The 26,853-nt window shown below is 68.3% G+C and carries 25 protein-coding genes; 9 read left to right on the top strand and 16 right to left on the bottom strand.

Annotated elements, in window-relative coordinates:
* The first annotated feature begins 110 nt into the window (after nt 1-110).
* Nucleotides 111-2,090: a ribonucleoside-diphosphate reductase subunit alpha gene (locus BRX43_RS12055; RefSeq protein WP_125995177.1), complete on the top strand. Its 1,980-nt coding sequence runs from the start codon at nt 111-113 to the stop codon at nt 2,088-2,090.
* 254 nt (nt 2,091-2,344) lie between these two features.
* Here the strand turns inward: BRX43_RS12055 and BRX43_RS12050 are convergent, their stop codons facing one another.
* Nucleotides 2,345-2,596, bottom strand: a complete 252-nt coding sequence (locus BRX43_RS12050; RefSeq protein ID WP_125995175.1) for a DUF2171 domain-containing protein — start codon at nt 2,594-2,596, stop codon at nt 2,345-2,347.
* 56 nt (nt 2,597-2,652) lie between these two features.
* Here BRX43_RS12050 and BRX43_RS12045 point away from each other — a divergent pair, with 56 nt between their 5' ends.
* Nucleotides 2,653-3,774, top strand: coding sequence for an acyltransferase (locus BRX43_RS12045; RefSeq protein WP_125995173.1), 1,122 nt, complete (start codon nt 2,653-2,655; stop codon nt 3,772-3,774).
* The gene (locus tag BRX43_RS12040) at nt 3,771-3,971 is read left to right on the top strand and encodes a hypothetical protein (protein WP_125995171.1); all 201 of its coding nucleotides are present in this window, start codon (nt 3,771-3,773) and stop codon (nt 3,969-3,971) included. Before BRX43_RS12045 ends, BRX43_RS12040 begins: the two co-directional genes overlap by 4 nt.
* Nucleotide 3,972: 1 nt before the next feature.
* Here the strand turns inward: BRX43_RS12040 and BRX43_RS12035 are convergent, their stop codons facing one another.
* Entirely contained in the window at nt 3,973-5,007 is a 1,035-nt protein-coding gene (locus BRX43_RS12035) for a glycosyltransferase (protein WP_125995169.1), read from the bottom strand.
* A gap of 98 nt (nt 5,008-5,105) precedes the next feature.
* On the opposite strand from BRX43_RS12035, the gene BRX43_RS12030 reads away from it, so the two are divergent.
* On the top strand, nt 5,106-6,167 hold the full coding sequence (locus BRX43_RS12030) for a ribonucleotide-diphosphate reductase subunit beta (RefSeq protein WP_125995167.1): 1,062 nt from the start codon (nt 5,106-5,108) through the stop codon (nt 6,165-6,167).
* 97 nt (nt 6,168-6,264) lie between these two features.
* Nucleotides 6,265-6,462 (top strand): hypothetical protein, encoded by a 198-nt coding sequence (locus BRX43_RS12025; protein WP_125995165.1) that lies wholly within the window; start codon nt 6,265-6,267, stop codon nt 6,460-6,462.
* A 165-nt stretch (nt 6,463-6,627) separates the two neighbouring features.
* On the opposite strand, the gene BRX43_RS12020 is transcribed toward BRX43_RS12025, so the two are convergent.
* Genes BRX43_RS12020 through BRX43_RS12010 form a run of 3 tightly spaced genes read right to left on the bottom strand, consistent with a single transcriptional unit; the run spans nt 6,628 to nt 8,503 of the window.
* On the bottom strand, nt 6,628-7,008 hold the full coding sequence (locus BRX43_RS12020) for a hypothetical protein (protein WP_241214923.1): 381 nt from the start codon (nt 7,006-7,008) through the stop codon (nt 6,628-6,630).
* Nucleotides 7,005-7,631, bottom strand: a complete 627-nt coding sequence (locus BRX43_RS12015) for a 2-dehydro-3-deoxy-6-phosphogalactonate aldolase (protein WP_125995163.1) — start codon at nt 7,629-7,631, stop codon at nt 7,005-7,007. Before BRX43_RS12015 ends, BRX43_RS12020 begins: the two co-directional genes overlap by 4 nt.
* Nucleotides 7,628-8,503 carry a 2-dehydro-3-deoxygalactonokinase gene (locus tag BRX43_RS12010; protein ID WP_125995161.1) on the bottom strand — a complete coding sequence of 292 codons (876 nt, stop codon included), beginning with the start codon at nt 8,501-8,503 and terminating at the stop codon, nt 7,628-7,630. Before BRX43_RS12010 ends, BRX43_RS12015 begins: the two co-directional genes overlap by 4 nt.
* 268 nt (nt 8,504-8,771) lie before the next feature.
* Here BRX43_RS12010 and BRX43_RS12005 point away from each other — a divergent pair, with 268 nt between their 5' ends.
* The gene (locus BRX43_RS12005) at nt 8,772-10,001 is read left to right on the top strand and encodes a GGDEF domain-containing protein (RefSeq protein WP_125995159.1); all 1,230 of its coding nucleotides are present in this window, start codon (nt 8,772-8,774) and stop codon (nt 9,999-10,001) included.
* A 179-nt stretch (nt 10,002-10,180) separates the two neighbouring features.
* Here BRX43_RS12005 and BRX43_RS12000 read toward each other — a convergent pair whose 3' ends face one another.
* Both BRX43_RS12000 and BRX43_RS11995 read right to left on the bottom strand, forming a co-directional pair.
* Nucleotides 10,181-11,050 (bottom strand): SMP-30/gluconolactonase/LRE family protein, encoded by an 870-nt coding sequence (locus BRX43_RS12000; protein ID WP_125995157.1) that lies wholly within the window; start codon nt 11,048-11,050, stop codon nt 10,181-10,183.
* Nucleotides 11,051-11,181: 131 nt separating this feature from the next.
* Nucleotides 11,182-12,978 carry an IlvD/Edd family dehydratase gene (locus tag BRX43_RS11995; protein WP_125995155.1) on the bottom strand — a complete coding sequence of 599 codons (1,797 nt, stop codon included), beginning with the start codon at nt 12,976-12,978 and terminating at the stop codon, nt 11,182-11,184.
* Nucleotides 12,979-13,165: 187 nt separating this feature from the next.
* Here BRX43_RS11995 and BRX43_RS11990 point away from each other — a divergent pair, with 187 nt between their 5' ends.
* Nucleotides 13,166-14,698 carry an aldehyde dehydrogenase (NADP(+)) gene (locus tag BRX43_RS11990; protein ID WP_125995153.1) on the top strand — a complete coding sequence of 511 codons (1,533 nt, stop codon included), beginning with the start codon at nt 13,166-13,168 and terminating at the stop codon, nt 14,696-14,698.
* A 73-nt stretch (nt 14,699-14,771) separates the two neighbouring features.
* On the opposite strand, the gene BRX43_RS11985 is transcribed toward BRX43_RS11990, so the two are convergent.
* From BRX43_RS11985 to BRX43_RS11945, 9 genes are all read right to left on the bottom strand, one after another.
* Nucleotides 14,772-14,972, bottom strand: a complete 201-nt coding sequence (locus BRX43_RS11985) for a hypothetical protein (RefSeq protein ID WP_125995151.1) — start codon at nt 14,970-14,972, stop codon at nt 14,772-14,774.
* 94 nt (nt 14,973-15,066) lie between these two features.
* The gene (locus tag BRX43_RS11980) at nt 15,067-15,420 is read right to left on the bottom strand and encodes an iron-sulfur cluster assembly accessory protein (RefSeq protein ID WP_125995150.1); all 354 of its coding nucleotides are present in this window, start codon (nt 15,418-15,420) and stop codon (nt 15,067-15,069) included.
* Nucleotides 15,420-15,863 (bottom strand): SUF system Fe-S cluster assembly protein, encoded by a 444-nt coding sequence (locus BRX43_RS11975; RefSeq protein ID WP_125995149.1) that lies wholly within the window; start codon nt 15,861-15,863, stop codon nt 15,420-15,422. The genes BRX43_RS11980 and BRX43_RS11975 overlap by 1 nt, the downstream gene beginning before the upstream one ends.
* A 9-nt stretch (nt 15,864-15,872) precedes the next feature.
* A complete protein-coding gene (locus BRX43_RS11970; protein WP_125995147.1) occupies nt 15,873-17,096 on the bottom strand; it encodes a cysteine desulfurase in 1,224 nt (407 codons plus the stop codon).
* Complete coding sequence (locus BRX43_RS11965) at nt 17,093-18,169, bottom strand: SufD family Fe-S cluster assembly protein (protein ID WP_241214922.1); 1,077 nt, start codon at nt 18,167-18,169, stop codon at nt 17,093-17,095. Before BRX43_RS11965 ends, BRX43_RS11970 begins: the two co-directional genes overlap by 4 nt.
* The gene (gene sufC / locus BRX43_RS11960; protein WP_125995145.1) at nt 18,166-18,909 is read right to left on the bottom strand and encodes a Fe-S cluster assembly ATPase SufC; all 744 of its coding nucleotides are present in this window, start codon (nt 18,907-18,909) and stop codon (nt 18,166-18,168) included. The genes BRX43_RS11965 and sufC overlap by 4 nt, the downstream gene beginning before the upstream one ends.
* A 42-nt stretch (nt 18,910-18,951) precedes the next feature.
* Nucleotides 18,952-20,424, bottom strand: a complete 1,473-nt coding sequence (gene sufB, locus BRX43_RS11955; protein WP_125995143.1) for a Fe-S cluster assembly protein SufB — start codon at nt 20,422-20,424, stop codon at nt 18,952-18,954.
* A gap of 2 nt (nt 20,425-20,426) precedes the next feature.
* Nucleotides 20,427-20,897, bottom strand: a complete 471-nt coding sequence (locus BRX43_RS11950) for an SUF system Fe-S cluster assembly regulator (protein WP_125995141.1) — start codon at nt 20,895-20,897, stop codon at nt 20,427-20,429.
* A gap of 116 nt (nt 20,898-21,013) precedes the next feature.
* On the bottom strand, nt 21,014-23,926 hold the full coding sequence (locus BRX43_RS11945) for an insulinase family protein (protein WP_125995139.1): 2,913 nt from the start codon (nt 23,924-23,926) through the stop codon (nt 21,014-21,016).
* A gap of 97 nt (nt 23,927-24,023) precedes the next feature.
* On the opposite strand from BRX43_RS11945, the gene BRX43_RS11940 reads away from it, so the two are divergent.
* On the top strand, nt 24,024-25,085 hold the full coding sequence (locus BRX43_RS11940) for a quinone-dependent dihydroorotate dehydrogenase (protein WP_241214921.1): 1,062 nt from the start codon (nt 24,024-24,026) through the stop codon (nt 25,083-25,085).
* 40 nt (nt 25,086-25,125) lie between these two features.
* The gene (gene ggt, locus BRX43_RS11935) at nt 25,126-26,811 is read left to right on the top strand and encodes a gamma-glutamyltransferase (protein WP_125995137.1); all 1,686 of its coding nucleotides are present in this window, start codon (nt 25,126-25,128) and stop codon (nt 26,809-26,811) included.
* Nucleotides 26,812-26,853 lie beyond the last annotated feature (42 nt).

The raw sequence follows: 26,853 nt of genomic DNA, 5'->3' as shown, positions 1-26,853 counted from the left end.
TTCGCTACCTATGGACTTCTTTTGTTCTCCCCGCGACTTAGCGGTGGTGGTAGACGAATGGCGTGCGCCGATTCGAACGGACCGGGAACAGGAAGCGGAAGAGGCGTGCGATGGATTATAGGGATGGCCGGGACAGCGATATGACCACCGACACCATGGATTTGCTCGAAGCCGTCGCCCTGGCGACGGCCAAGGACGCCGCCGCTTCCGCTCCCGCCACGGCCGAGCCGGCGACCGAAGCCAAGGTCCCGACCGCGCTCGACAGCAAGTCGATCGCGCCCCAGCCCTATGCGCTGGACGTCGACCATAGCCGCGACTCGCTCCTGACCGATTTCGGCAAGGAGACGCTGAACGACCGCTATCTGCTGCCGGGCGAAAGCTATCAGGACCTGTTCGTCCGCGTCGCCTCCGCCTATGCCGATGATGCGGCGCATGCGCAGCGCATCTACGACTATATCTCGCGCCTGTGGTTCATGCCGGCGACGCCGGTGCTCTCCAATGGCGGCACCGGGCGCGGCCTGCCCATCTCCTGCTATCTCAACTCGGTGCCCGACAGCCTCAACGGCATCGTCGACACCTGGAACGAGAATGTCTGGCTCGCCTCGCGCGGCGGCGGCATCGGCACCTATTGGGGCCAGGTACGCGGCATCGGCGAGCCGGTCGGCCTGAACGGCAAGACCAGCGGCATCATCCCCTTCGTCCGCGTGATGGATTCGCTGACGCTGGCGATCAGCCAGGGCTCGCTGCGGCGCGGCTCGGCCGCCTGCTATCTCGACGTCTCGCACCCGGAGATCGAGGAGTTCCTGGAAATCCGGAAGCCCTCGGGCGACTTCAACCGCAAGGCGTTGAACCTGCACCACGGCGTGCTGATCCCGGACGCCTTCATGGAAGCCGTGCGCGACGGGAGCGAATGGCATCTGAAGAGCCCCAAGACCGGCGAGGTCCGCGCCACCGTCGATGCGCGTTCGCTGTTCCAGAAGCTGGTCGAGACCCGGCTCCAGACCGGCGAGCCCTATATCGTCTTCGCCGACCATGTGAACTCGACGATGCCCAAGCATCATCGTGACCTGGGCCTGAAGGTGTCGACCTCGAACCTCTGTTCGGAAATTACGCTGCCCACCGGGCGCGACCATCTGGGCAATGACCGGACGGCGGTCTGCTGCCTGTCGTCGCTCAACCTGGAAACCTGGGACCAGTGGAAGGACGACAAGCAGTTCATCGAGGACGTGATGCGCTTCCTCGACAATGTCCTGCAGGACTATATCGACCGGCACGAGCCGGGCATGGAGCGCGCCGCCTATTCCGCGGGCCGCGAGCGGTCGGTGGGCCTGGGCGTGATGGGCTTCCACTCCTTCCTACAGGCACGCGGCCTGCCCTTTGAAGGGGCGATGGCCAAGTCGTGGAACCTGAAGATCTTCAAGCATATCAACGCACAAGTGAACCAGGCGTCGATGACGCTGGCGGCCGAGCGCGGGCCCTGCCCCGATGCGGCGGACATGGGCGTGATGGAGCGCTTCTCGTGCAAGATGGCGATCGCGCCGACCGCGTCGATCTCGATCATCTGTGGGGGCACGAGCGCCTGCATTGAGCCGATCCCGGCCAATATCTATACGCACAAGACGCTGTCGGGCAGCTTCTCGATCAAGAATCCCTATCTGGAGAAGCTGTTCAACGAGAAGTCGAAGAACACCGACGCGGTATGGAACTCGATCCTGGAACATGGTGGCTCGGTCCAGCATCTCGACTTCCTCTCGCCGGAGGAGAAGGACTGCTACAAGACCAGCTTCGAGATCGATCAGCGCTGGCTGCTCGAACTGGCCGGTGACCGCACCCCCTATATCGACCAGGCGCAGTCGCTGAACCTGTTCATCCCGGCGGATGTCGAGAAGTGGGACCTGCTGATGCTCCACTTCCGCGCCTGGGAGCTGGGCATCAAGTCGCTCTACTATCTCCGTTCCAAGTCGGTGCAGCGCGCCGGGTTCGCCGGGTCGGAGGGCCAGGGCGGCGTCGAGGCGGACAATACCATCGCCACGCCGAAATTCTCGCTCGGCGAGACGACGGATTATGACGAGTGCCTCGCCTGCCAGTAATGGCGGGGGCAGAGACACTTTGGTCGGAGCGCGGAGGGAAGCCCCGCGCTCCGGTCTCGGGCGACGGACAGGGCAGCAACATGGGCTATGACCAGCAGCATGATGATCGCGCCGTCCCTGCCGCGCCGGGTGGGACGGGCCATATACGCTCCGATCGGGCAATGCCCATGCGGAAAGGGCGACACCGGTTCCCCGGTATCGCCCCAGTTGCGTCCGTCGCTCGCCCCGACGCCCTGCGCCGGGACGGCGCCACCTCACTCGGCGGTTTCGAACATGTCCTGCGCGTTCTGCGCGGTGGCCGACAAGCGGACCGTGTCGCCCTCCACTTCGGCGACCAGGCCGATGGGCAGGTAATGGTGCTTCGCGCCCTGCCCGTCCTCGGTCGAGGGCGAGTCGTTCTTGGTCAGCTTGATCCGGTCGCCCTCGACATGGTCGACCGTGCCGATATGCACGCCGTCCGCGCCGATGACTTCGGCATGTTCCTTGATCTGGGTGGCATCGACCATCTGCAATCTCCTGTGTGGGGTTCGGTGGCCAAACGCACTGAAGGCGAGATGGTGGCATGAGCGGTGATATTCCTGGTGCCGCGGTGCCCGGCTCGACCCTGGACGTGCTGAATCCCGCCCGCGCGGCTGCGGGCAATCCGGAAGCGCGCAAAGTCGATCAATATCCGGCATTCGACTGGCTGCGCTTCCTGCTGGCGTCGATCGTGCTGCTCGATCATTCGGGCGTCCACTTCCCCGGCCCCCTGGGCGGCGGGCTGGCCGTCGACGTGTTCCTGGCGCTGTCGGGATGGCTGATCGGTGGCATCCTGCTCAAGACGCAGCGCTCCGACCTGCCCCGCTTCTTCTACAACCGGTCCACGCGGATCTGGGCCCCCTATTTCGCCTGCGTGGCGCTGCTCTACGGGCTTGCGCTGGCGAAGCACGGCCTGTCCCTCGACTGGCTGAAATATCTTTTCTACGACACCACCTTCACCCATTATACCTTCACGCGCTTCCCGCAGGCGCTGACCGAAATGCCGCTGGGCGGCACCGGCAACCATTTCTGGAGCATCTCCGTCGAGGAGCAGTTCTATCTGGTCGCGCCGCTGCTGATGATCCTGCTGCCGTTCGGGCGGAAGATCTGGCCCTGGGTGGTCGTCGCCGCCGTGCTGATGGCCCTGCCGTCCCGCTTTGCGCCGATCGCGCTGGGCGTATTGGCGGCCGTGATCCACCAACGCCAGCCACTCGTGACCGGCACCTGGCCACGGCATCTGGCGCTCGGCCTCGGCGCCTGCATCACCGTGGCCCTGATGTGGCGGTGGGACGTCACGGCCCTGCATGCGATCTTCGCCGTGCTGGTCGTCCTGGCCCTCGCCATGCCCGGCCGGCGGATGCGGTTGGCGGTGTTCGCCGGCGCCATCTCCTATCCGCTCTATCTCAACCAATGGGTGGGCGGATTTGCGGTGAGTCTCCTCCTGCATCACATGGCGGACCCGGGGCCGGGGCCGACCGTCCTGCTCACCTTCCTCGCCTCGCTCGCGGTCGCGATCGCCAGCTGGTACGTCATCGACCGGCAGGTGATGGCGCGGCGCAACGATTGGTACACGCCCGCCCGGGGCCGGACGGCGATGATCGTCGCCTATTCGCTGCTGATCATCGGCCTGATCGGTGGTGGGACGATCCGGGTGATGGGCGGATGACGTGGCCCGTCGCCATCATGTACCTGGTCGCCACCCTGTTGGGCCTGCTCGGCGCGGGGCTGTTGCTGCGGCTGCGCACGCCGCTGTCCCAGCCGAAACTCTACGCCTTCCGGATGACCGGCATCATGGCGGTTGCCGCTGCGATCACGCTCGGCGCGTCCGCCACCGCCATGTGGCGGTGGACGGTCGTGCCATGACCTATGCGCGGGCCTGGGCGACGAAGTCGCGGATATATGTGCTCCACCGCGAGCGGTCGTACAGCGTCGCCGCCTCGGCATGGTCGATCGCCGCGGCCGCGCGCGCCGCGTCGGGATCGGCGATGACGGTGCGGATCGCCTCCACCCACCCCTCGACCGAGCCGGCGGGCACCAGCGTCGTGCCGGCGAAGTCTTGCGTATATTCGTCGGTGCCGCGCGAGCGGGTGGTGACGATCGGCAGGCCCAGCATCCGCGCGCTGACCAGCGTGATATGTCCGCAGCACGTCTCGGCATCGCGCAGCGGCACCAGCAATGCCGCGGCCCGCGCGGCGATGCCCCAGCAGGTCGCATATGGCAGGTTGAAGTGCACCGTCATGTTCGCGGGCGGGTCCATCAGCAGTGGCGTCTGCCGCGCGATCACGACGAACGGCACCTGGGGCAGCGCCCGCGCCGCCGCGATCAGCATCGCGAAGTCCCGGCCCTCGCCGCCCACCGCCGCCACGAACGGACCGGACGGCAGCAGCATCGGGTGCACCGCGCCCGGCACCGGCGCCTCCTGCGTCCAGCATAGCGGCCGGAACCGGTCGCGCGGGATCGCGAACACTTCGGCATACAGATCGGCTTCGAATCCGGTATATGTGCAGAATTGGTCGACGCTCGCCAGGCTGCGGCGGAAGCGCGTCCGTGCCGCCGGCGCCGGCAGCTGGGTGAAGTTGAAGGAGAAGGCCAAATGTGGGGTGTCGATCCCGCGCAGCCGGGCGGCATCGGCCACGGCGGCGGTCATCCGGGGCAGGTGCGACACCAGCGCCGTCGCGCCGCGTGCCGCATTCGCCGCCTGCCAGGCGGCGCGGTATCGCGACACGCGCGGACGGGGCACCGCCCGCTCCAGCGCGTTCGCGGGCAGCCCAGAATATCGCGCCCATTCCAACGGGCGGTCGTCGATCGACAACAGCTCGACGAACGGCTCCCCCACCGGCGACAGATCCGCGACGTTGACGACGCGGAGGCCCGGCTTCTCCCCCCAATACATGTCCATGAAGCAACTCTATAAGCTACGTCCGGTTTTCAGCAAGAGCACCTGGCGTAGCGCCTCCATTTCCATTTCATACATCTGATTTCATTAAGGAACTCTCCATGTCCCTTCTCGCCGCGTCAAAGCAGTACAAGCCGTTCGAATACCCTTGGGCGTTCGATTTCTGGAAGCGCCAGCAGCAGCTCCACTGGCTGCCCGAAGAGGTGCCGCTGGGCGAGGATTGCCGCGATTGGGCACAGAAGCTGTCCGATCACGAGCGCAACCTGCTGACCCAGATCTTCCGATTCTTCACCCAGGCGGATGTCGAGGTGCAGGACTGCTATCACGAGAAATATGGCCGGGTGTTCAAGCCGACCGAGATCAAGATGATGCTGACCGCCTTCAGCAACATGGAGACGGTGCACATCGCCGCCTACAGCCATCTGCTCGACACGATCGGCATGCCCGAGAGCGAATATGGCGCCTTCCTCGAATATGCGGAGATGAAGGACAAGCACGACTATCTCCAGCGCTTCGGCGTCGACAATGACGAGGATATCGCCCGCACGCTGGCGATGTTCGGCGGCTTCACCGAGGGCGTGCAGCTCTTCGCCTCCTTTGCGATGCTGATGAACTTCCCGCGCTTCAACAAGATGAAGGGCATGGGCCAGATCGTCACCTGGTCGGTGCGCGACGAGAGCCTCCATTGCGAGGGGATCATCCAGCTCTTCCATGCCTTCACCAAGGAGCGCCAGTGCCTGACGCGCGCGGTGAAGGACGACATCGCCGATGTCTGCCAGACGACGATCCGGCTGGAGGATAACTTCATCGACCTGGCGTTCGAGATGGGCCCGGTGAACGGCATGACGCCCAAGGAGATCAAGAAGTATATCCGCTACATCGCCGACTGGCGTCTGGGCCAGCTCGGCCTGAAGCCGATCTACATGATCGACGAGCATCCCCTGCCCTGGCTGACGCCGCTGCTGAACGGCGTCGAGCACGCCAATTTCTTCGAGACGCGGGCGACCGAATATTCCAAGGCGGCGACGCGCGGCCAGTGGAACGACGTGTGGGATGCCTTCGACACGCGCCAGAAGGCCAAGAGCAGCAAGCCCGCCAATGAGGATGCCTCGGCCGGCGAGATGACTGACATGTTCGGCTCGTCCGGCGTCGCGGCGGAGTAATATCCGGCGGATTAAGCGCGTGGCGAGGTGATCGCCGCGCGCCCGTTCCCGGCTTCGTCAAGACCTTGGCAAGGATCGCCGGCGCATAGCGGGGGTCATGCTCCCCTCGCCCCGCATCTTCCGCAGCCGCTGGTTCGCCTTGCTATGGGCGGCGGGGATCATCTGGATGGCGGTGGATGTCGCCGGCTTCGCCTCCGGTGACGGGGCGACGCCGGCCCATGCGGGCGTGACGGACGCGGTGGGGCAGCCGGTCAACGCCGCCGACCTGGCGGCGCTGGCCAATGCCTTGCCGTAACATGGGCTGAAGCCGACCGAACGCGCCAGCTAGAGCGGGTCGCCCCAAGCCGTCATTGCGAGCGCAGCGATGCAATCCATGCCCGCGCGCGTGACGCCCTGGATTGCTTCGCTGCGCTCGCAATGACGATCCTACATCAAGGTCGTGTCATCGGGCTCCAGAAGCCTACCGCCCCGGCAGGCGGTCCAGCGCGATACCCGCCAGGTTCTGCGCACGCTTGACCTGCCGCAGCGCCGGCCTCGGTCCATCCGCCACCAGCGCCCGCCATTCCGCCAGATGCGCCGCGTGATCGCCTCGCGCCGGCACCCGGCCACGCGCCTGGGCGATCACCGCCGCCGAGTCGCCGACCAACACCGCCGGCTCGCCAAGCGCCAGCGCCCAGTGCGTGGCGGCGAGCAGGGCCAGCCATTCGGCGGTCATGCTGGTGCCCGGCCCCAGGCCCTGCCGCACGCGACGCTCGCCGCGACAGACCAACGCATATTCCATGCCCTCCGGGCGCAGGCCGCCGTCGAAGAAGATCTTCACCCGCTCGCCCGGTCGCGTCACTCGGATCGGCCGAGCGCCGCCACAAAGGCGCGCGCAGCCGCCCCGACCTCGGCCGCCGTCATGCCGGGTTTGTACAGGGCCGATCCCAGTCCGAAGCCGTCCGCCCCCACCGCGCGCCACGGCGCCATGGTGTCGGGCGCGACGCCGCCGACCACCAGCACCGGCACGGATCGCGGCAGCACCGCGCGCTGCGCCTTCAGCACGGCCGGCGAGGCGGCCTCGGCGGGGAAGAGCTTGAGCGCGCTAGCCCCCGCCTTGAGCGCGGCAAAGGCCTCGGACGGGGTGAAATAGCCGGGCAGCGACGCCATGCCCGCCGCCGCCGTCGCCGCGATCACATCGACATCGGTATTGGGCGAGATGATCATCCGGCCCCCCGCATCACGCACCTGGGTGACCGTCTCGACATCCAGCACGGTGCCCGCGCCGATCATCGCCCCATCACCAAAACGCCGGGCCAGGCGTGCGACGCTGTCGAGCGGCTCGGGCGAGTTCATCGGCACCTCGATCAGCGTGAAGCCGGCGGCGACCAGTTCCTCGCCGATCGGCTCGACCTCATCGGGGCGGACGCCGCGCAGGATCGCCACCAGGGGGCAACGCGCGAAAGCGGAGGCGAAGTCGGTCATGGCAGGAAACTCCCGAGGCGGGTGATCCCCGCGATGAAGGCGGCATGGCTGTCGACCACCACCGCCGTGCCGCCGCATATCCGGATCGCGGAGGCATAGAGGCCGCCCATTACCGGGTCGGCCAGAACATGGACGATCGCGCCCGGCGTCTCGGCCAGGTGCGCGGCGACATCCGCGCCGATCAGCAGCCCGCTGGCATAGGAGGGTGCATCGTGATCGTCGCGCAGGCCGAGCAGCTTGGCCGTGCGGATGCCGAACAGGGCGGCGGGCAGGTCGCGCCTGCGTCCCTCCGCCACGCCCGCCTCGAACGCCGCGCCGGCCACCACCTCGCCCGTCAGCTGCGCGGCGAGGATGCCACCGCCGCGCAACAGGGCGAACAGCTCGCCGGTCATCGCGGTGACGAAGCCATCGACCCGGCCGTCCCGCATCGTCGCCCATTTGCAATGCGTACCCGGCTGGCAAAGCACAGCGTCGCCCGGCGTCAGCCCGGCCGCGACCGCGCCCAGCAATTGCACCTCCTCGCCGCGCATCACATCGCCACGGCCGCCGGCCACCGTCGACAGGCCCGGCACGATCACCGTGCGGGCGTCGACCGCCAGCCAATGGGTGGCGAGGTCCTCCAGTCCGGCGGGAGCAGGCACATAGGCCGCCTCGCGCCAGCCGATGGTCGAGCCAACCATGCCCGCCAGCAGCATCGGATGATCGCCCAGCCGCGCACGCAGTCCCGCCACTTCCGCGTCCCAGCCATCGGCCGGCACCGAGGTGACGCCCCTCCCGTCGCGCTCCCGCGCGGTGACGACGCCGTCCTCGATCCGCCAGGCACGCCGGTTGGTCGTCCCCCAATCGACGGCGATGAACGGTCCGCTGGCCATGGTCCGGGTGCTTTCCTCTCTTACCTAGAGGCCGTCTAGACCGCGACGACGGCGAGCGCCATGGCCAGCGGACAGATTTATACGATCAATGGCCGCATGCCAGCGGCTAGCCGTCTTGCGCGATCAGGGCCGCATCCTGGCCGGGCGCGTGTCGAGATGACGCCATCGGCACCTTCCCGGGAAGGTGTCCGTCGGAACATGTTAACCCAACGCATTCACCTGCTATAGGATAATTCAATACTATAGACGATCGTCCGATGGCGGAGAGATGGAAGTGCGCGCAATCCTGCGGTTGGACGAACCCGAGCCGGTCTATCGGGAGCTTGTCGAGGGGCTGTCGGCCAACCTCACGCCGATGATTATCCTGTGTGGGCTGATCCTGTCGACGGGCTCCTATATCCTGTCGCTCGTCCCCGACCCGTTCATGCTGGCCGCCACCGTCACCGGCGTGAGCGCGTCCCTCATCAGGATCGCGACGATCCTGCATCACCAGCGCCATCATAAAGCCTATCGCAATGCATCCCTCCGCATCGTGCGCCGGGTCGAAGCACTTCATGCGGTGACGGCGGTCGCCGTGGGCCTTTCGCTAGGTTTCTATTCGGCGGTCATCTTCGGCCTACCGAAGGTCGCGCTCGACTTGGTGCCGGTCTGCATCGCCTATGGTTATGCGGCGGGCGTGATCTCCCGCGTGTCGATCCGGCCCTTCATCGCGGTCGCCACCATCATGAGCGCCGGCATTCCGAGCGCCGCGGCCTTGGCGCTTCTGGACACGGAGCACCGTATCGTCGCAGCGGTCTATATCATCTTTCTTTTCGCAGGGCTTCAGAGCATCGCCTACGTCTATGAAACGGCGCGTCGGGCGGTCACCTTGCGGCTCGAGATGGAAACGCTCGCCCGCAGGGACCCACTGACCGGCCTGTTCAACCGCTTCGGCCTGCGCGAGGCGTTCGAAACGATGCTCGCGCTAGAGGACGCTCAGGGGCATCGCACGATCACTGTCCATGCCTTCGATCTCGATGGGTTCAAGGCGGTCAACGACGCGTTCGGGCATCTGGCGGGCGACCGACTGCTCGCGCTCCTGGCGAAGCGCATCCAGGCCACTGTCCCGGCGGGCACGGTCGCCGCCCGCATCGGCGGCGACGAGTTCGTCCTGCTTCAACCGGCAGGCGGCGACGCGACCACGCACCTGGCCCAGGCCATCCATCATGCCCTGACCCGGCCCTGCGACATCGATTGCGGCGCCCCGGTCAGCGTCGGCCTCAGTCTCGGCTATGCGACCGGCCGTCTGACGGCTACCGCGCTCGACGAACTGAGCCAGCGCGCCGATACCCAGTCCTATGGGGTCAAGCGGGCGGGTGGTGGCATCCGCGCCCATGTCGCGCGTACCGAACCGACACCGCCCCAGCCCATCAGTGACATGGCAGCGATAGCCCGCCCTTCCCCGATCGCCGCCAAAGCCGAACTGGTCCCGCCGTCCGGCCTGACGGAGGCGATTTGACCCGATCACCGGCGGGCGCATGAGCTTAGGAAGACTTGAGCTCTCGCGCATGCAAGAGCCAAGGGCCAAACGCGACAACGACTTATGAAGCACATAACCCTGGGCTCCTGCCTCCGCAGGAGCACCGCCAACGCGGGAGGGGCGGTTCGCAATCGCGATTGACGACACCGCCCCCTGGATCAGCCCTCGATCCTAGCAAGCGGCAGGACGCGGCCCGGCACGTCCACGTCGAAGGCGAACAGGCTGCCGGCCTCGGGCTGGGCGGCGCGATCCTCGTCGGACAGGCCCTTGCTCGCGCTGGTCGCGAAACCGGTGCGCAGGTCGTCGCCGCCGAACGCCACCTTGGTGATGTTGGCGACCGGGAAACGCACGATCCGGTCCAGCGTCCCATCCGGCGCATAGCGGCGCGCCGACCAGCCACCCCATAGGCCGACCCAGACGCCCCCCTCCGCATCGACGGTCACGCCATCGGGATAGCCGTCCGCCGCATCGATCGTCGCGAACGGGCGCGGCGTGCCGGTGGTCGCGCCATCGACCGGGACCGCATGGATCGTGTGGCCGAGCGTATCGACATGATAGAGCGTGCCGCCATCCGGCGACACCGCCGGACCGTTGGTGATGACCACCGGCGGGATGGTGCTGGTCGTCAGCGTGCCGGCATGGAAGCGATAGACCTGCCCGGTCACGTCGGTCTCGCCATCGTCCATCGAGCCGAACCACACCGCGCCGTCCGCCGCGACGGTGGCGTCGTTCAGGCGGTTGCCCGGCCGGTCCGGCTCAACCGCCGTCAGCAGCGTGAACGCACCGCTCTTAGGATCGAAGCGGTGCAGGCCGGTCTGCAAACCCGCCAGGAAGCCGCCATCCGCCGCCGGCAACACCCAGCCGACCTGGCCCGGCGCGTCGAAGCTGCGCGTCTCGCCGCCGGCGGGATCGAAGCGATGGACCCGGTGCTGCTTGATATCGACGAACCATAGCGCGGCGTCGCGCGCATCCCAGACCGGCCCCTCGCCCAGCGTCGCACCCAGCGACCAGACATTGCGCACCGTCATCCTGCCCTCATCCTCTCGACCGCCTTGCATGTCGCGGCCTGTACAGCTTCTTCCGTGATCCCGCGAGAGACGGAGCCCCGGATTGCGGACGGCGGCGCTCGCGATGCGAGCCGCCACCGTCCGTTTGCGCCTTAATGGTTGTCGCGGGGCAGACCCATGGTCTGGGCGATGCGCTGGTACTTCTCCGCACCCTCCAGGATCGCGCCGGTGTTCATCTGGCCGACCACCGATCGCTGGATCTCCTGCCACGGGGTCTGGGAGGCCGGATAGGCATAGCCGCCCGCCGCCTCCAGCGCCGCCCGGCGCTCGGCCAGCTCCGCGTCGGGGATCAGGACGTTGGCGGTGCCGGCGCGCAGGTCGATGCGCACCCGGTCGCCGGTCTTGAGCAGCGCCAGGCCACCCATCGCCGCCGCTTCCGGGCTCGCGTTCAGGATCGACGGCGAGCCGCTGGTGCCCGACTGGCGGCCGTCGCCGATGCAGGGCAGCGCATGGATGCCCTCGGTGATGAGGTACGCCGGCGGCCGCATGTTCACGACCTCCGCCGCCCCCGGATAACCGATCGGTCCGGCGCCGCGCATGAACAGCAGCGTCTCCGGCGTGATGCCGACCGACGGATCGTCGATCCGCGCATGATAGTCCTCCGGCCCGTCGAACACGACCGCCGGCCCCTCGAACGCTTCGGGGTCGTTGGGGTCGCTCAGATAGCGGTCGCGGAACTCGGGACCGATCACGCTGGTCTTCATCACCGCCGCGTCGAACAGATTGCCCGACAGCACGATGAAGCCGGCATCCTCCTTCAGCGGCGTGTCATAGGGACGGATGACCTTCTCGTCCTCGATGTCGACGTCGCGACAATTGTCGCCCATGGTGCGGCCGTTGACGGTCAGCGCATCCTCATGGATCAGGCCATGCTGCATCAACTGGCTGACCACCGCCGGCACGCCGCCCGCACGGTAGAAATCCTCGCCCAGATATTCGCCGGCCGGCTGCAGGTTGACGAGCAGCGGCACCTTGTGCCCCTCGGTCTCCCAATCCTTGATCGGCAGGTCGACGCCGATATGGCGCGCGATCGCCGCGAGGTGGATCGGCGCGTTGGTCGAACCGCCGATCGCGGAGTTGACGCGGATCGCGTTGTGGAAGGCCGGCTTGGTCAGGATGTCGGACGGCTTCAGATCCTCCGCCACCATCTCGACGATGCGCTTGCCGGTCAGGTAGGAAATCTCCTGGCGGTCTCGATAGGGTGCCGGGATCGCCGCCGAACCGGGCAACTGCATCCCCAGCGCCTCGGCCAGCGAGTTCATCGTCGTCGCCGTGCCCATGGTGTTGCAATAGCCGGTCGACGGCGCGGAGCTGGCGACCAGGCGGATGAACTCCGCATCGTCGATCTCGCCCGCCGCCAGCATCTGGCGCGCCTTCCACACGATGGTGCCCGAGCCGGTCCGCTCGCCCTTGTGCCAGCCGTTCAGCATCGGCCCGACCGACAGGGCGATCGTCGGGATATTGACCGTCGCCGCCGCCATCAGACAGGCCGGGGTCGTCTTGTCGCAACCGATCGTCAGCACCACGCCGTCGAGCGGATAGCCGTAAAGCGTCTCGACCAGGCCCAGATAGGCCAGGTTGCGGTCCAGGCCGGCGGTCGGGCGCTTGCCGGTCTCCTGGATCGGATGGACCGGGAATTCCAGCACGATGCCGCCCGCTTCACGCACGCCCTCGCGCACCCGCTCGGCCAGCACCAGATGGTGGCGGTTGCAGGGGCTGAGGTCGCTGCCGGTCTGGGCGATGCCGATGATCGGCTTGCCCGACCGCAGCTCGTCCAGCGACAGGCCGAAGTTCAGGTACCGCTCCAGGTACAGCGCCGTCATGTCGATATTGGCGGGATTGTCGAACCACGCACGGGAACGAAGCCGGGGAGCGGGCGTGTCGGTCATAAGCCTGTCAGGTCCAATAAGCGCCGAGGGCGTGGAAGATGGTGTAATCTATAGTCCGACAATTATATGACAGACAAGCCGGTTTACGGTCGTATCCCGGTTTCGTAGAGCCAGCCGGTTCCGAGACGACATGCCTGTCGCCCCGGCCCCGGACGCCCGGCATCAGTCGGAGTTATTGGAGATTCCCATGAGCGATTCCGCCACCCCCTTCCATTCGATCGATGCCGTCAGCGGCGCGACCATCGGCGATCCGATCGCGGTCCATGGCCTGGCCGATGTTGAATCGGCCGCCGCCGCCGCCGAAGCGGCGTTCGACGCCTATCGCGCCACCAGCCGCGAGGCGCGCGCCGCCTTCCTCGACCGGATCGGCGAGGAGATCGTCGCGATCGGCGACACGCTGATCGAGACGGCGATGCGCGAGAGCGGCCTGCCCCGCGCCCGGCTGGAGGGCGAGCGGGGCCGCACGGTCGGCCAGCTCAAGCTGTTCGCGACCGTGTTGCGCGACGGCGCCTATCTCGACCTGCGCGTCGATCCGGCGCTGCCCGATCGCCAGCCCCTGCCGCGCCCCGACCTGCGCCTGCGCAAGGTGCCGGTCGGTCCGGTCGCGGTGTTCGGCGCGTCCAACTTCCCGCTCGCCTTCTCGACCGCCGGCGGCGACACGGCATCGGCGCTCGCCGCCGGCTGCCCGGTGGTGGTGAAGGGCCATCCCGCGCATCCGCAGACCGGCGCCCTGGTCGCCGGTGCGATCGCCCGCGCGGTCGAGGCGTCCGGCCTGCCGGCCGGCGTGTTCGGCCATCTGGTCGGTCCCGGCAACGATCTGGGCGCGGCGCTGGTCCGCGATCCGCGCATCCAGGCGGTCGGCTTCACCGGCTCGCGCGCCGGGGGCCTCGCGCTCGTCACCCTGGCGCAGGCGCGCGAGGTGCCGATCCCCGTCTATGCCGAGATGTCGAGTATCAACCCGGTCGTGCTGCTGCCCCATGCGCTGGCGGCCCGCGGCGCCGCATTGGGCACCGCATTCGTCGGCTCGCTGACCATGGGCGCGGGCCAGTTCTGCACCAATCCCGGCCTGCTCCTCGCGATCGAGGGCGAAGGGCTCGATGCGTTCGTCGAGGCGGCGCGCACCGCGCTGACCGACGCACCGGCCGCGACCATGCTGACCCAGGGCATCCACGCCGCCTATTCGCGCGGCGCCGAGGCGCTGGCCGGCCATAATGCGGTCGAGACGATCGCGCGCGGCAAGGTCGGCGAAGGCGTGGCCCAGGGCCAGGCCAGTTTCTTCGCCACCACGGCCGAGGCGTTCCTGGCCGATGCGGCGCTGGGTCACGAGGTGTTTGGTGCATCCTCGCTGCTGGTCCGCTGCCGCGACGAGGACGAGGTGATGGCGGTGCTGCGGGCAGCCGAGGGCCAGTTGACCGCCACGCTCCACATGGACGAGGCGGATATGGACCTCGCCGCCAAGCTGGTGCCGCTGCTGGAGCGCAAGGCCGGCCGCATCCTGGCCAATGGTTGGCCGACCGGTGTCGAGGTCGCGCATGCGATGGTGCATGGCGGTCCCTTCCCCGCCACGTCGGACGGTCGCACCACTTCGGTCGGCAGCATGGCCATCGACCGCTTCGTGCGGCCGGTCAGCTACCAGAACCTCGCGCCGGCCCTGCTGCCCGAGGATCTGCGCGACGGTGCGACCGGCGCCCCGCGCCTGCTCGACGGCAAGCGCGCCTGATCGAAGCACGCCGCCCCGGTCGCCCGGCATTCCCGCCGTGGCGATCGGGGTGGTCATACAGCCCGATGCCTGTTCAGCCGCGCGGTTGCAGCGGCGGCTGGCCTCCCGATGCGGGCGTCTGCTGCGAAGGAATGGCATGTTCCTTCAGCTTGGTGCGGCCACTGATCACCTCGGCCGTGATGGCCACCACCCAGGCGAAAGCGAACACCGCCGCGGCGATGAGGAAGACGCGCAACAAGCGGCGCTGGCGGTCGGGCGGGACATTCTCGGTCATCCCACCCATACGCATGGGCGGTGGCTTATGTGCCTCGACCGGTAGCCGTATTCATCCAGATCAGTGAACCGCCAGATCAGCTAACCGATCGAGTTCAGACCGTGAAACTCTCGCCGCACCCGCACGCGCCCTTGGCGTTGGGATTGTTGAACACGAAGCCGGCGGTGAAATCATCCTCCACCCAGTCCATGGTCGATCCGATCAGATAGAGGATCGATCCGCCATCGACGAACAGCGTGCCGCCCGGCGTATCGATGCGCTCGTCGAACGGCTTGGCCTCGGTGACATAGTCGACCGAATAGGCCAGGCCCGAACAGCCGCGACGCGGGGTCGACAGCTTGACGCCGACCGCGCCCTCCGGCGCCTTGGCCATCAGCGCGGCGATGCGCGCCTCGGCGGTGGCAGTCAGGAGGAGCGCGGCGGGGCGCGGACGCAGGGTGGTGGCCATCACAGCATCCCCAGTTCGAGCTTGGCATCGTCCGACATCTTCTGCGGGTCCCAGGGCGGGTCCCAGACCAGATTGACATCGGCCGTAGCGATCCCCGGCACGGCGGAGACGCGAAGCTCCACCTCGGCCGGCATCGACTCCGCGACCGGACAATGCGGCGTGGTCAGCGTCATCGTGACCACGGCATGGCCGCCATCCGTCACCTCGACGCCGTAGATCAGGCCCAGGTCATAGATGTTGACGGGGATTTCCGGGTCGAAAATCTCCTTCAACGCCGTGATCACGCCCTCATAGAGCGCGCCGCCCGGTTCGCCCAGGGCGTCGCCCTGCGGCTTCTGCGCCAGGAACCCGGCGAGATAATCGCGCTCGCGCGGCGCATCCTCGACCCGCGCCCTGGGCGGGGAAGCCACGCCCTCCACCTCTTCGACCGAAAAGTCGCTCATGCTCATATCCTAGCCAAAAATCCGCGCGACGCGGGCGATGCCGGCGACCAACGCCTCGACATCGCGCGGACCGTTATACACTCCGAAGCTGGCCCGCGCCGTCGCCTCCACGCCCAGCACCTCCATCAGCGGCTGCGCGCAGTGATGGCCGGCGCGGATCGCCACCTGTGCCTCGTCCAAGATGGTGCCAATGTCGTGCGGATGCACCCCCTGCATCGCGAAGCTGACGATTCCGGCGCTGTCCTCCGGCCCGAACAAGCGGATGCCGGGGATCGCCGCCAGGGCCGTGCGCGCCTGGGTCACCAGCGCCGTCTCATGCGCGTGGATGCGCATCAGGCCGATCGACTCGACATAGTCGATCGCGGCGTGCAGCCCCAGCGCGCCGACGATATGCGGCGTCCCCGCCTCGAACCGTCCGGGCGGGGCGGCATAGGTGGTGCGCTGGAAGCTGACCTTGTCGATCATCGACCCGCCGCCCTGCCAGGGCGGCATGGCATCCAGCAACTCCGGCTTGCCCCACAACACGCCGATCCCGGTCGGGCCATAGAGCTTGTGACCGGAAAAGACATAGAAGTCGCAGCCGAGCGCGGTCACGTCGACCGGCAGGCGCGGCACCGCCTGGCAACCGTCGACCAGGATCTTCGCACCGACGCCGTGCGCCAGCGCGACCGCCCGCTTCACGTCCGTCACCGAGCCGAGCACGTTCGAGACATGGGCGAACGCGACCAGCTTGTGCGCGGGGGTCAGCATCGCCGCCGCCGCGTCCAGATCGATGCGACCGTCCGCCGTCAGCGGCACCACGTCGATGGCCGCGCCGATCCGCTCCGCGACCATCTGCCACGGCACGATGTTGCTGTGATGCTCCAGCATCGACAGGAGGATGCGGTCGCCGGCCTTGAGCTGCGTTCCCGCCCAGCATTGCGCGACCAGGTTGATCCCCTCGGTCGCGCCGCGCACGAACACGCATTCGTCCGCCGAACCCGCACCGATAAAGTCGGCCACGCGTCGCCGCGCCGCCTCATAGGCCAGTGTCATGTCCGCCGAGCGCTGATAGACGCCGCGATGCACGGTGGCATAGGTCTCGCCATAGGCGGCGGTGATCGCATCGACCACGGCTTGCGGCTTCTGCGCCGTGGCGGCGGTGTCGAGATAGGCCCAGCCGTCTGGGATCGCCGGGAAGTCGGCGACCGTGTCGAGCGGCGCACTAGACGCGGGGGCGGTCAGAACCCTCACAGCGCCGCCGCCAGCCAGGCATCGGCATCAGACGCGAATGCCTCGCGCACCACCGCATTGCCGATCCGGTCGAGCGCGTCGGCGACGAAGGCGCGGGTCAGCAACGCCTGCGCGCGTGCACGCGGGATGCCCCGGCTCTGCATGTAGAACAGCGCGCGCGCGTCCAGCTCGCCGACCGTCGCGCCGTGCGCGCATTTCACGTCGTCGGCGAAGATCTCCAGCTCGGGCTTGAGGTTGACGGTGGCGGTACGCTTGAGCAGCAGGCCGCGCAGCGATTGCTCGCCATCGGTCTTCTGCGCATGACGCGCCACCTCGACCCGCGCCGCCAGGCTGGCGGTCGAGCGATCGGCCGCGACCGCGCGCCACAACTGGTGCGACTGGCCGTTCGGCTCGGCATGGCGAACGGCGACGGCGCATTCCTGCCGCTGCTCGCCGGCGGTCAGCAACGCGCCGCCATATTCGGCGAACGCCCCCTCCCCGGCCACGATCGTCGCGTCGATGCGGGTGCCCGCCGCGCCCGCGCCCAGGAAGCTGGTGACGAGGCTCGCGCCCTGGCCCAGCGTCGCATCCTCGCGCAACGAGGTGAAGCCGCCCGCTTGGAGCAGGCGCACCGCGCGCATCAGCCGCGCCGCCTTGCCCAGCGTCACCGACAGGCCGCGATTGGCCCAGCCGGCGCCGACATAGGTTTCCACCACCTGCGCGGTGGCGTCATCGGCCAGCCGGATCGCGCCGGCAAAATGGTTGCTGCCACCGGTCGAGACATGGACGATCTGCACCGGATGCGCGGCGCCATCCTCGGCCAGGTCCAGCACCCAGCCGGGGCCGGCGGTGCGGCGGCCGAGCGCATGTTCCGCCGCCTCGACATGACCCAGCGTCACGCGGTGCAGGTCGCTCGCCGCCTGGTCGACCACGCCGTCGCGCACCACGATGCGCGCGCCGGGCAGGTCGAGGAAATAGACGGCCGCATCGACCGGCGCATCGGACCAGGGCATCGCGGCCGCCGCCGCGATCGCCTCAGGATCCGACCAGCGCCACGATTCCTCGCGGACCGAAGGCAGTTCGAGCACGCTCACGCCGCCACCTGACCATAGCCCTCGCGCTCCAGCTCATGCGCGAGTTCGGGGCCGCCGGTGCGGACGATGCGTCCGTCGGCCAGCACATGCACCACGTCGGGCCGGACATAGTCGAGCAGCCGCTGGTAATGGGTGATCAGCAGCACCGCCTTGGTCGGCTGGCGCATGATGCGGTTGATGCCGTCGCCGACGATGCGCAGCGCATCGATGTCGAGGCCGCTGTCCGTCTCGTCGAGGATCGCGAACTTGGGGTCGATGATGCCCATCTGCACCATCTCGTTGCGCTTCTTCTCGCCGCCCGAAAAGCCGACATTGACCGGACGCTTGAGCATGTCGTGGTCGAGGCCGAGCGCATCGGCCTGCGCCCGCGCGACCTTCAGGAACTCCGCGCCCGACAAGGGCGCCTCGCCCCGCGTCGCGCGCTGCGCGTTCAGGCTTTCGCGCAGGAACTGCACGTTCGACACGCCGGGGATCTCGACCGGATATTGGAAGCCCAGGAACACGCCGGCGGCGGCGCGCTCATGCGGCTCCATGTCCAGCAGGTTCTCGCCGTCGAAGCTGATCGAGCCCTGGGTCACCTCGTAACCGGGCCGGCCGCCCAGCACATAGCCGAGTGTCGACTTGCCCGCGCCGTTCGGTCCCATGATCGCATGGACTTCGCCCGCGTTCACCGACAGCGTCAGGCCCTTGAGGATCGGCTTGCCGTCGATTTCGGCGTGGAGGTTTTCAATCTTCAGCATCATTCATCCTTCAGGCACCTCCCCGCCGGGGAGGTGCGAATATCAACCGACCGAACCTTCGAGCGAAATCCCGAGCAGCTTCTGCGCCTCGACCGCGAACTCCATCGGCAGCTGCTTCAGCACCTCGCGGGCGAAGCCGTTGACGATCAGCGCGACCGCCGCCTCTTGGTCCAGCCCGCGCGACATGGCGTAGAAGAGCTGGTCCTCGCTGATCTTGCTGGTCGTCGCCTCATGCTCGATCTGCGCGCTGGGGTTCTTCACCTCGATATAGGGCACGGTATGCGCGCCGCACTGGTCCGACAGCAACAGGCTGTCGCACTGGGTGAAGTTGCGGACATTCTCGGCGGTCGGCCCGACCCGGACCAGCCCGCGATAGGTATTGTCGGAACGCCCCGCGCTGATCCCCTTCGACACGATGGTCGAGCGGGTGTTCTTGCCCAGATGGATCATCTTGGTGCCGGTATCGGCCTGCTGGCGATTGTTGGTCACCGCCACCGAGTAGAACTCGCCGACCGAACCGTCGCCCGCCAGCACGCAGGACGGATATTTCCAGGTGATCGCCGAACCGGTCTCCACCTGAGTCCACGACACCTTGCTGTTCCGGCCCTGGCACAGAGCGCGCTTGGTCACGAAATTATAGATGCCGCCGACGCCGTTCTCGTCGCCCGGATACCAGTTCTGCACGGTCGAATATTTGATCTCGGCATCGTCCAGCGCGACCAGCTCGACGACCGCCGCGTGCAGCTGGTTCTCGTCGCGCATCGGTGCGGTGCAGCCCTCCAGATAGGAGACGTACGAGCCCTTGTCGGCGACGATCAGCGTGCGCTCGAACTGCCCCGTATTCTCCGCATTGATGCGGAAATAGGTCGACAGCTCCATCGGACAGCGCACGCCCTCCGGCACATAGACGAAGGTGCCGTCGGAGAAGACCGCGCTGTTCAGCGTCGCGAAGTAGTTGTCGCGCTGCGGCACGACCTTGCCCAGCCACTTGCGGACCAGATCGGGATATTCGCGGATCGCCTCGCTGATCGAGCGGAAGATGACGCCGGCCGCCTCCAGCTCCTTGCGGAAGGTGGTCGCGACCGAGACGCTGTCGAACACCGCATCGACGGCGACGCGACGCGGCGGCTCCGCACCCTCGACATTGGCGAGCAGCTTCTGCTCCTCGATCGGGATGCCCAGCTTCTCATAGGTCCGCCGGATCTCGGGATCGAGTTCGTCGAGCGACTTGATCGTCGCCTTGGCCTTGGGCTCGGCGTAGTAATAGGCGTCCTGATAGTCGATCGGCGGCACGTTCAGCTTCGACCAGTCCGGGGCTTCCATCGTCTGCCACAGACGGAATGCCTTCAGCCGCCAGTCAAGCATCCATTGCGGCTCGTTCTTCTTGGCGGAGATATAGCGGACGGTGTCCTCGCTCAGCCCCTTGGGCGCGAAGTCCTGCTCGATATCGGTGGCGAAGCCCCACTCATACTTCTTCGATACGGCCGCATGGGCCTCTGCGTTCTTGGTCGCCATGATTACTCCTGAGCCCCGGCCAAGGCCGGCGCGCGGCTTGCAACAGTCCTGGGGGCGGTATGGGTTACGGGTTCGACGGAAAGCTGGGCGAGCGACACGCCGGCCAGTGCGCCGCGAACGGCGGTATTGACCACCGACCAGTGCGGACGAACGCGGCAACTGCCCTCGATCGCGCAATCATGCCGGCTTTCCTCGACGCAGGCGGTGAGCGCGATAGGCCCCTCGACCGCCTCGATCACGTCCGCCAGGCTGATCGCCGCCGGCGGCCGCGCGAGGCGGAAGCCGCCACCGGTGCCGCGCGTGCTTTCCAACAGCCCGGCCGACGACAATCGGCTGACCAGCTTCTGCGCGGTCGGCAGCGGCACGCCCGTCTCCTCGGCGAGCAGCGTCGCGTTCAGTCGAGCGCCGCCGCAGTGGCGTGCGGCGGCCGACATCATCACGACGGCATAATCGGAGAGAGAGGACAGGCGCATAAAGAGCTAATCAGACCATCTTGTTCCGATTAGGCAAATGGTGCAGCGCACCGCCGGAATCAACCGCTATCTTTGCGAACGACTCGCGCATTTCCGGGCGCAAGTCGTTCGCAGGATCAGCGGGCCGTGGCGGGCGCCTTGGCCTTCGGCAGCACTTCCATCGTCCAGTCGGTATCCGGCCGCAGATAGCGGGCGGCGAGCGCCTGCAACTCGGCGGGCGTGGTCGTCATCAGGTCCGAGCCGAGCGAGCGCACCGCCGCCAGACGGCGCGGGTCATAGGTGCCGCCGCCCATCTGCGCGAGCCAGAACTGGCTGGAGGTGGAGGCGCGCAACAACTGCTGTCCCATCGGCTTGATCGTCCGCTCCAGCTCGTCCACGCCGACCGGGTTCTTCGCCAAATCCGCCGCGATCTCGCGCGACAGGCGGAAGAAGAGCGGCACATTCTCCGGCGACACCTGACCGATCGCGACGATCTTGCCGCCGCTGGTGCTGCCGACCGGCCATTGGCTGGAAACGGAGGGGCTGTAGCTCGCCCCCGATTCCTGGCGCAGTCGCTCGAACAGCCGGTCGGAGAAGATCTGCGCCAGGATGTCGAGCTGGCGGCTGGTGCGGATCTCGGCGATGCCGCCGCCGGTCGGCCAGGCGATCACCGCCGCCGCCTGGCTGTCCGGGCCGTCATGGATGCGGACGACCGGCGTCGCGACATGCGCGGGGAAGCGGACGGTCAGCGGCGGGCCGGCCTCGTTGCCGCGCGGCGCCATCGCGCCGAACGTGTCGGTGACGGCGGCGATCGCCTCGTCGGTCTTCACGTCGCCGAACACCATCACCTCGACCGGGCCGGAGGCGAGCACCGGCTCCCAGGTCTTGCGGAAACGCCTGGGCGTCAGCGCCGCGATCTCCTGGCTGGTCGGGGCGGCCCAGCGCGGATCGCCATCGCGCAACAGCCCCTCCAGGTCGCGGCTCAGCACCGCGGTCGGCGAGGCGCGCATCCCCGACTGCGCCGCCTGCGCCGCCGCCTTCGCACGACCGATCGGCGCCGGATCCCAGCCGGGCACGGCCAGCTTCGCCGCCATCAGCCGCAACTGGTCGTGATAATCGGCCGGCGAGGTCATCGCCGCCAGCACGAACGCATCCTCGTCTATGCCGAAGTCCAGCCCGATCCGCCGCCCGGCCGACAAGGCCTCCAGGTCGCCCTGGTCCAGCTTGCCGATGCCGCTGGCGACCAGCGCGGTGTCCGCCGCCCAGGTCGCGGTGCTCGTCTTCGCCGGCAGTTCGCCATAGCCGCCGCCGAACCGCGCCCGGACATAGACGCGGCCCGTCTCCGCCGGATTGGAGAAGACCAGCAGCCGCACGCCATTGGCGAACGTCACCTTCTCCAGCCCGATATCGGGCATCGCCTGGCGCTGCACGACCTTGCCCGGTGCGCCCAGCGACGGCAGCTTGGAGAAGTCGACCGCCGCCTGCACGCGCCGTTCGCCCGCCAAGCCGCTGACATCCGCCTTCAGCGCCGCCGCCAGCCGTGCCGGCACGTTCGCCTCCTGGGTCGGCGTGTTGACCAGGGCACGGGTGGCGTCACCCTGAAAGATCTTGCGCGTCGAGGCCAGCACCGTCTCCGGCGTGAACATGGTCTTGGCGCGTGCGTCCTTGAAGATCTGATAGGAGGTTTCGGGCGAGGTCGTCGTCTCGCGGATGTCGAGCGCCCCGGCCATGTCGTCGGCCTGCTTGGCGCCCGCCTCGACGCGCGAGGTCTCGACCATGGTCCGCATAACGGTATCGTAATCGGCCAGCTCGCGGTCGATCTCCGCCTGGGTCGGCGGCGTCTTCATCGCATCGGCGACGACGGCGCGCACGTCCTTCAGCGCCGCTTCCCACTGGTTGCCGACCGGCAGGATGGTGGTGAAGGTGCCATTGGTCGAACGCGACTCGTCGTCGACCGCGACCTGCGCCTGGAGATAGCTGCCGCCGCCCCGCGCCCGCTGCTCCAGCCGGCGGCTGACCAGCCGCGCGGCGACGGTATCGACCATCCGCTTCTGGTTGAACAGGATCGTGTCGGCATTGAACTGCCACGGCCGCAGCACGGCGGTGGCGACGATCGCGGGCAGGCCGGACTCGCTCAGCGTCGCGGTCGCCGGCTTGCTCGGATCGGGCTTGCCGAAATCGGGCGCGGGCACGTCCGGGCCATTGGCCTTCCAGTCGGCGAAGTTCTTGACGATCAGGCGCGAGAAGACCGCCGGGTCCATGTCGCCCGAGATGATGACGACGGCGCGCGAGGGGCGATACCAGCGGTCGTGGAATGCCTTGACGCTCGCGCCGTCCGCCGCGAGCAGCGTCTTCTCCGTGCCGATCGGCGATCGGTCGGCGAGCGGCTGGCCCGCGAAGAAGGTCTCGCGCAGCGCGTCCTGGAACTTCACCTGCGGCCCGGGCTGCTCGCGCCGTTCGGCCAGCACGATCGGCCGTTCGGCGTTGACCGACGCATCCGACAGGATCGGCTTGGCCATCATGCCCGACAGGATGTGCAGGCTTTCGTCCAGCCCCGCCTCGGAAGCGGAGGGCAGATCGAGCTTGTAGAGCGTCTGGGTCGGCGTGGTCTGCGCATTCGAATCCGACCCGAAGGTCGCACCCAGCCGCTGCCACACCCGCTTGGCCTCGCCATCGGGGACATAGGCGCTGGAGCGGAAGGACAGATGCTCGATGAAATGCGCGAAGCCGCGCTCAGTGTCGCGTTCGTAGAGCGAGCCCACGTCCATCGCGACGCGCACCGACACCTGCCCCGGCGGCACGCCGTTCTTGCGCACCGCATAGCGCAGGCCGTTGGGCAGGGTGCCGAACCGCCAGGCCGGATCGGGCGCGATGTCGCTGCCCTTGTACAGCCAGGCCGCGGTGTCGACCGGCACCGCCGGCGTCGCGGGCGCAGCGGCCGGCGGGCGGGTCTTGGTCGCCTGGGTGCGGGGCGCCTGGGCGACCAGCGGCGCCGTGGTGACGAGGAGGGAAAGAACGGAGACGCGGAACGCGCGTGACAAGGACGCCATGGCCGACTCCCTTACCCGGTTGCGCGCCGCGGGGCCAATGCTTTCCTGCCCGTTTGGGGAGGGCCGCCGTCCGACACGAGGCTTTGACCGCGACGGCATGGAATGCGAAAGGGCCGGCATGGCCTGGTATCACCCTGCTCTTTTCGCCATCGACGCCGAGCGCGCGCACGCCCTCACCGTCCGGTCGCTCGCCGCCTGGGGCAAGGCCGGGACGCCGTTGGCGACCGCGCCGGACCGGTTCCTCCGGCTGCGCAGCGTCGTCGCGGGGCTGGATTTCGCCAATCCGATCGGCCTCGCCGCCGGGGTCGACAAGGATGGCGAGGCGATCGCCGGTTTCCTGGGCCTGGGCTTCGGCGCGGTCGAGATCGGCACGCTGACCCCGCGTCCGCAACCCGGCAATCCCAAGCCGCGCCTGTTCCGCCTGCGCGAGGACCGGGCGGTGGTGAACCGCTACGGCTTCAACAACAAGGGGCTGGACGCGGGACTGGCGCGGGTCGCCGGGACGACCGGCCGGCGGCGCGGACTGCTGGGCATCAATGTCGGCGCGAACAAGGATTCCACCGACCGCATCGCCGACTACGCGCATGGCGTCGCCGCCGCCGCGCCGCTGGCCGATTATCTGACCATCAACATCAGCTCGCCTAACACGCCGGGCCTGCGCGACCTGCAGGCGCAGCCGCTGCTCGGCGAGCTGCTCGCCGCCACGCGCGCCGCGGCGGGGACGCGGCCGCTGTTCCTCAAGATCGCGCCCGATCTCGACCGCCCCGACCTCGACGCGATCGTCCGCGCGGCGATCGACGCGCGGATCGATGCGCTGATCGTGTCCAACACCACCGTCTCGCGACCGGCGAACTTGCGCTCGCCCCAGGCTGCGGAGACCGGCGGCCTGTCCGGCGCCCCGCTCGCCCCGCTCGCCCGCGCCAAGCTGGCGGAGGCGCGATCGGCGAGCGGCGGGGCGATCCCGCTCGTCTCGGTCGGGGGCATCGACAGCGGCGCGGCGGCCTATGCCCGCATCCGCGCCGGCGCCAGCCTGGTGCAGCTCTATTCGGCGATGGTCTATGAAGGCCCCGGCCTGCCTGGCCGCATCGCGCGCGATCTCGATGCGCTGCTCGCCCGCGACGGCTTCGAGACGCTGGCCCAGGCGATTGCCGCGGCCTGACGGGTTGCGCGGCACGGCGCGGACGCTACGGTCCGGAGCGATGAAGACCCTGTTGCTCGCCGCCGCGCTGACCGCGCCGCTTGCCGTCCAGGCCGCGCCCGCCGCCCAGAAGGCCGCGATCTCGCGCGGCGTCGTCACCTCCGCCGATCCGCGCGCGACCGAGGCGGGGCAGGACATCCTGCGCCAGGGCGGCACCGCCACCGATGCCGCCATGGCGATGATGTTGGCGCTGACCGTGGTCGAGCCGCAATCCTCCGGCATCGGCGGCGGCGGCTTCCTGGTCCATAATGACGGGCGGACCGGCAAGGTCGAGACGATCGACGGCCGCGAAACCGCCCCCGCCGCCGACACGTCGAGCCTGTGGCTGGGGCCGGACGGCCAGCCCCTGCCCTTCGCCCAGGCCTTTCCCGGCGGCCGGTCGGTCGGTGTGCCCGGCAATGTCCGCCTGCTGGCGCAGGCGCACAAGCGCTGGGGCAAGCTGCCGTGGAAGGCGCTGTTCCAGCCCGCGATCCGGCTGGCGGAGCAGGGCTATGCCGCGACGCCGCCGCTGGTGAACGGCGTCCGCATCGTCTCGCCGCTCTGGGCCGATACCAATTTCGACGATGCCCGCGCGCTCTATGGCGACGCCAAGGTCGGCGAGACCATCAGGAACCCGCGCCTCGCCACGCTGCTCCGCACGCTGTCCGAACAGGGACCGGACGCCTTCTACACCGGCGACAATGCCGCCGAGCTGCTCCGCGTCGCCACGCAGAGCCGCGTCGCGCCCAGCGCGATGACCGCCGCCGACCTGGCCGGCTACCGCGCGATCGAACGCGCTCCGGTCTGCGGCACCTACCGCCGCTATCGCATCTGCAGCATGGCCCCGCCCTCCTCGGGCGGCGTCACCGTGCTCCAGATCCTGGGGATGCTGGAGCGGTTCGACCTGCGCAAGCTCGGCAAGGACTCGCCCGTCGCCTGGCACCTGATCGCCGAGGCCATGCAGCTCGCCTATGCCGATCGCGACACCTATCTGGGCGACCCGGCCTTTGTGCGGAACCCGGTCGCCGGGCTGATCGCCCCCGCCTATCTGCGCCAGCGCTCCGCCCTGATCGCCCCGGACCATAGCCTCGGCACCTACTTGCCCGGCCACCCGGCGGGGGCCGGACGGATGACGGCGGCGGTATCGTCGGAGGTGCCGGCCACCACCCATTTCATCGCGGTCGACAAGAGCGGCGACATCGCCACCATGACCTCGACGGTAGAGGGGCCGTTCGGCAGCCAGCTGATCGCCAATGGCTATGTCCTCAACAACGAGCTGACCGACTTCACCTTCGCACCCAAAAAGGACGGCGCGCCGGTCGCCAACCGGCCGGAGGGCGGCAAGCGGCCGCTGTCGTCCATGGCCCCGACCATCGTCTATGACCGTGACGACAAGGCGATCTTCTCGGTCGGCGCGGCCGGCGGGCGCACGATCATCATGCAGGTCGCCAAGGCGCTGATCGCACATCTCGACTGGGGGATGCCGGCGCGCGAGGCCCTGGGTACGCCTCTGGTCTTCTTCAACAGCGACGGGCTGGTGCTGGAACAGGGCACCTGGCTGACCGCGATGAAGCCGGCGCTCGAAACGCTGGGCCACCGGGTTACGATCGGCAAGCTCGGGCTCAAGGCGAACGCGGTCGAGCGGACGCCGCGCGGCTGGGTCGGCGCGGCCGATCCGCGCAGCGTCGGCACCGCGCTTTCCGAATAGGCTGAACACAGAAAACGGCACCCGCGACGTTTGATCATGGAC

Source organism: Sphingomonas sp. S-NIH.Pt15_0812 (assembly GCF_003951315.1).
GTDB lineage: Bacteria > Pseudomonadota > Alphaproteobacteria > Sphingomonadales > Sphingomonadaceae > Sphingomonas.
The sequence above is the reverse complement of the archived record's forward strand: the minus strand, read 5'-3'. Positions and strand labels throughout refer to the sequence as shown.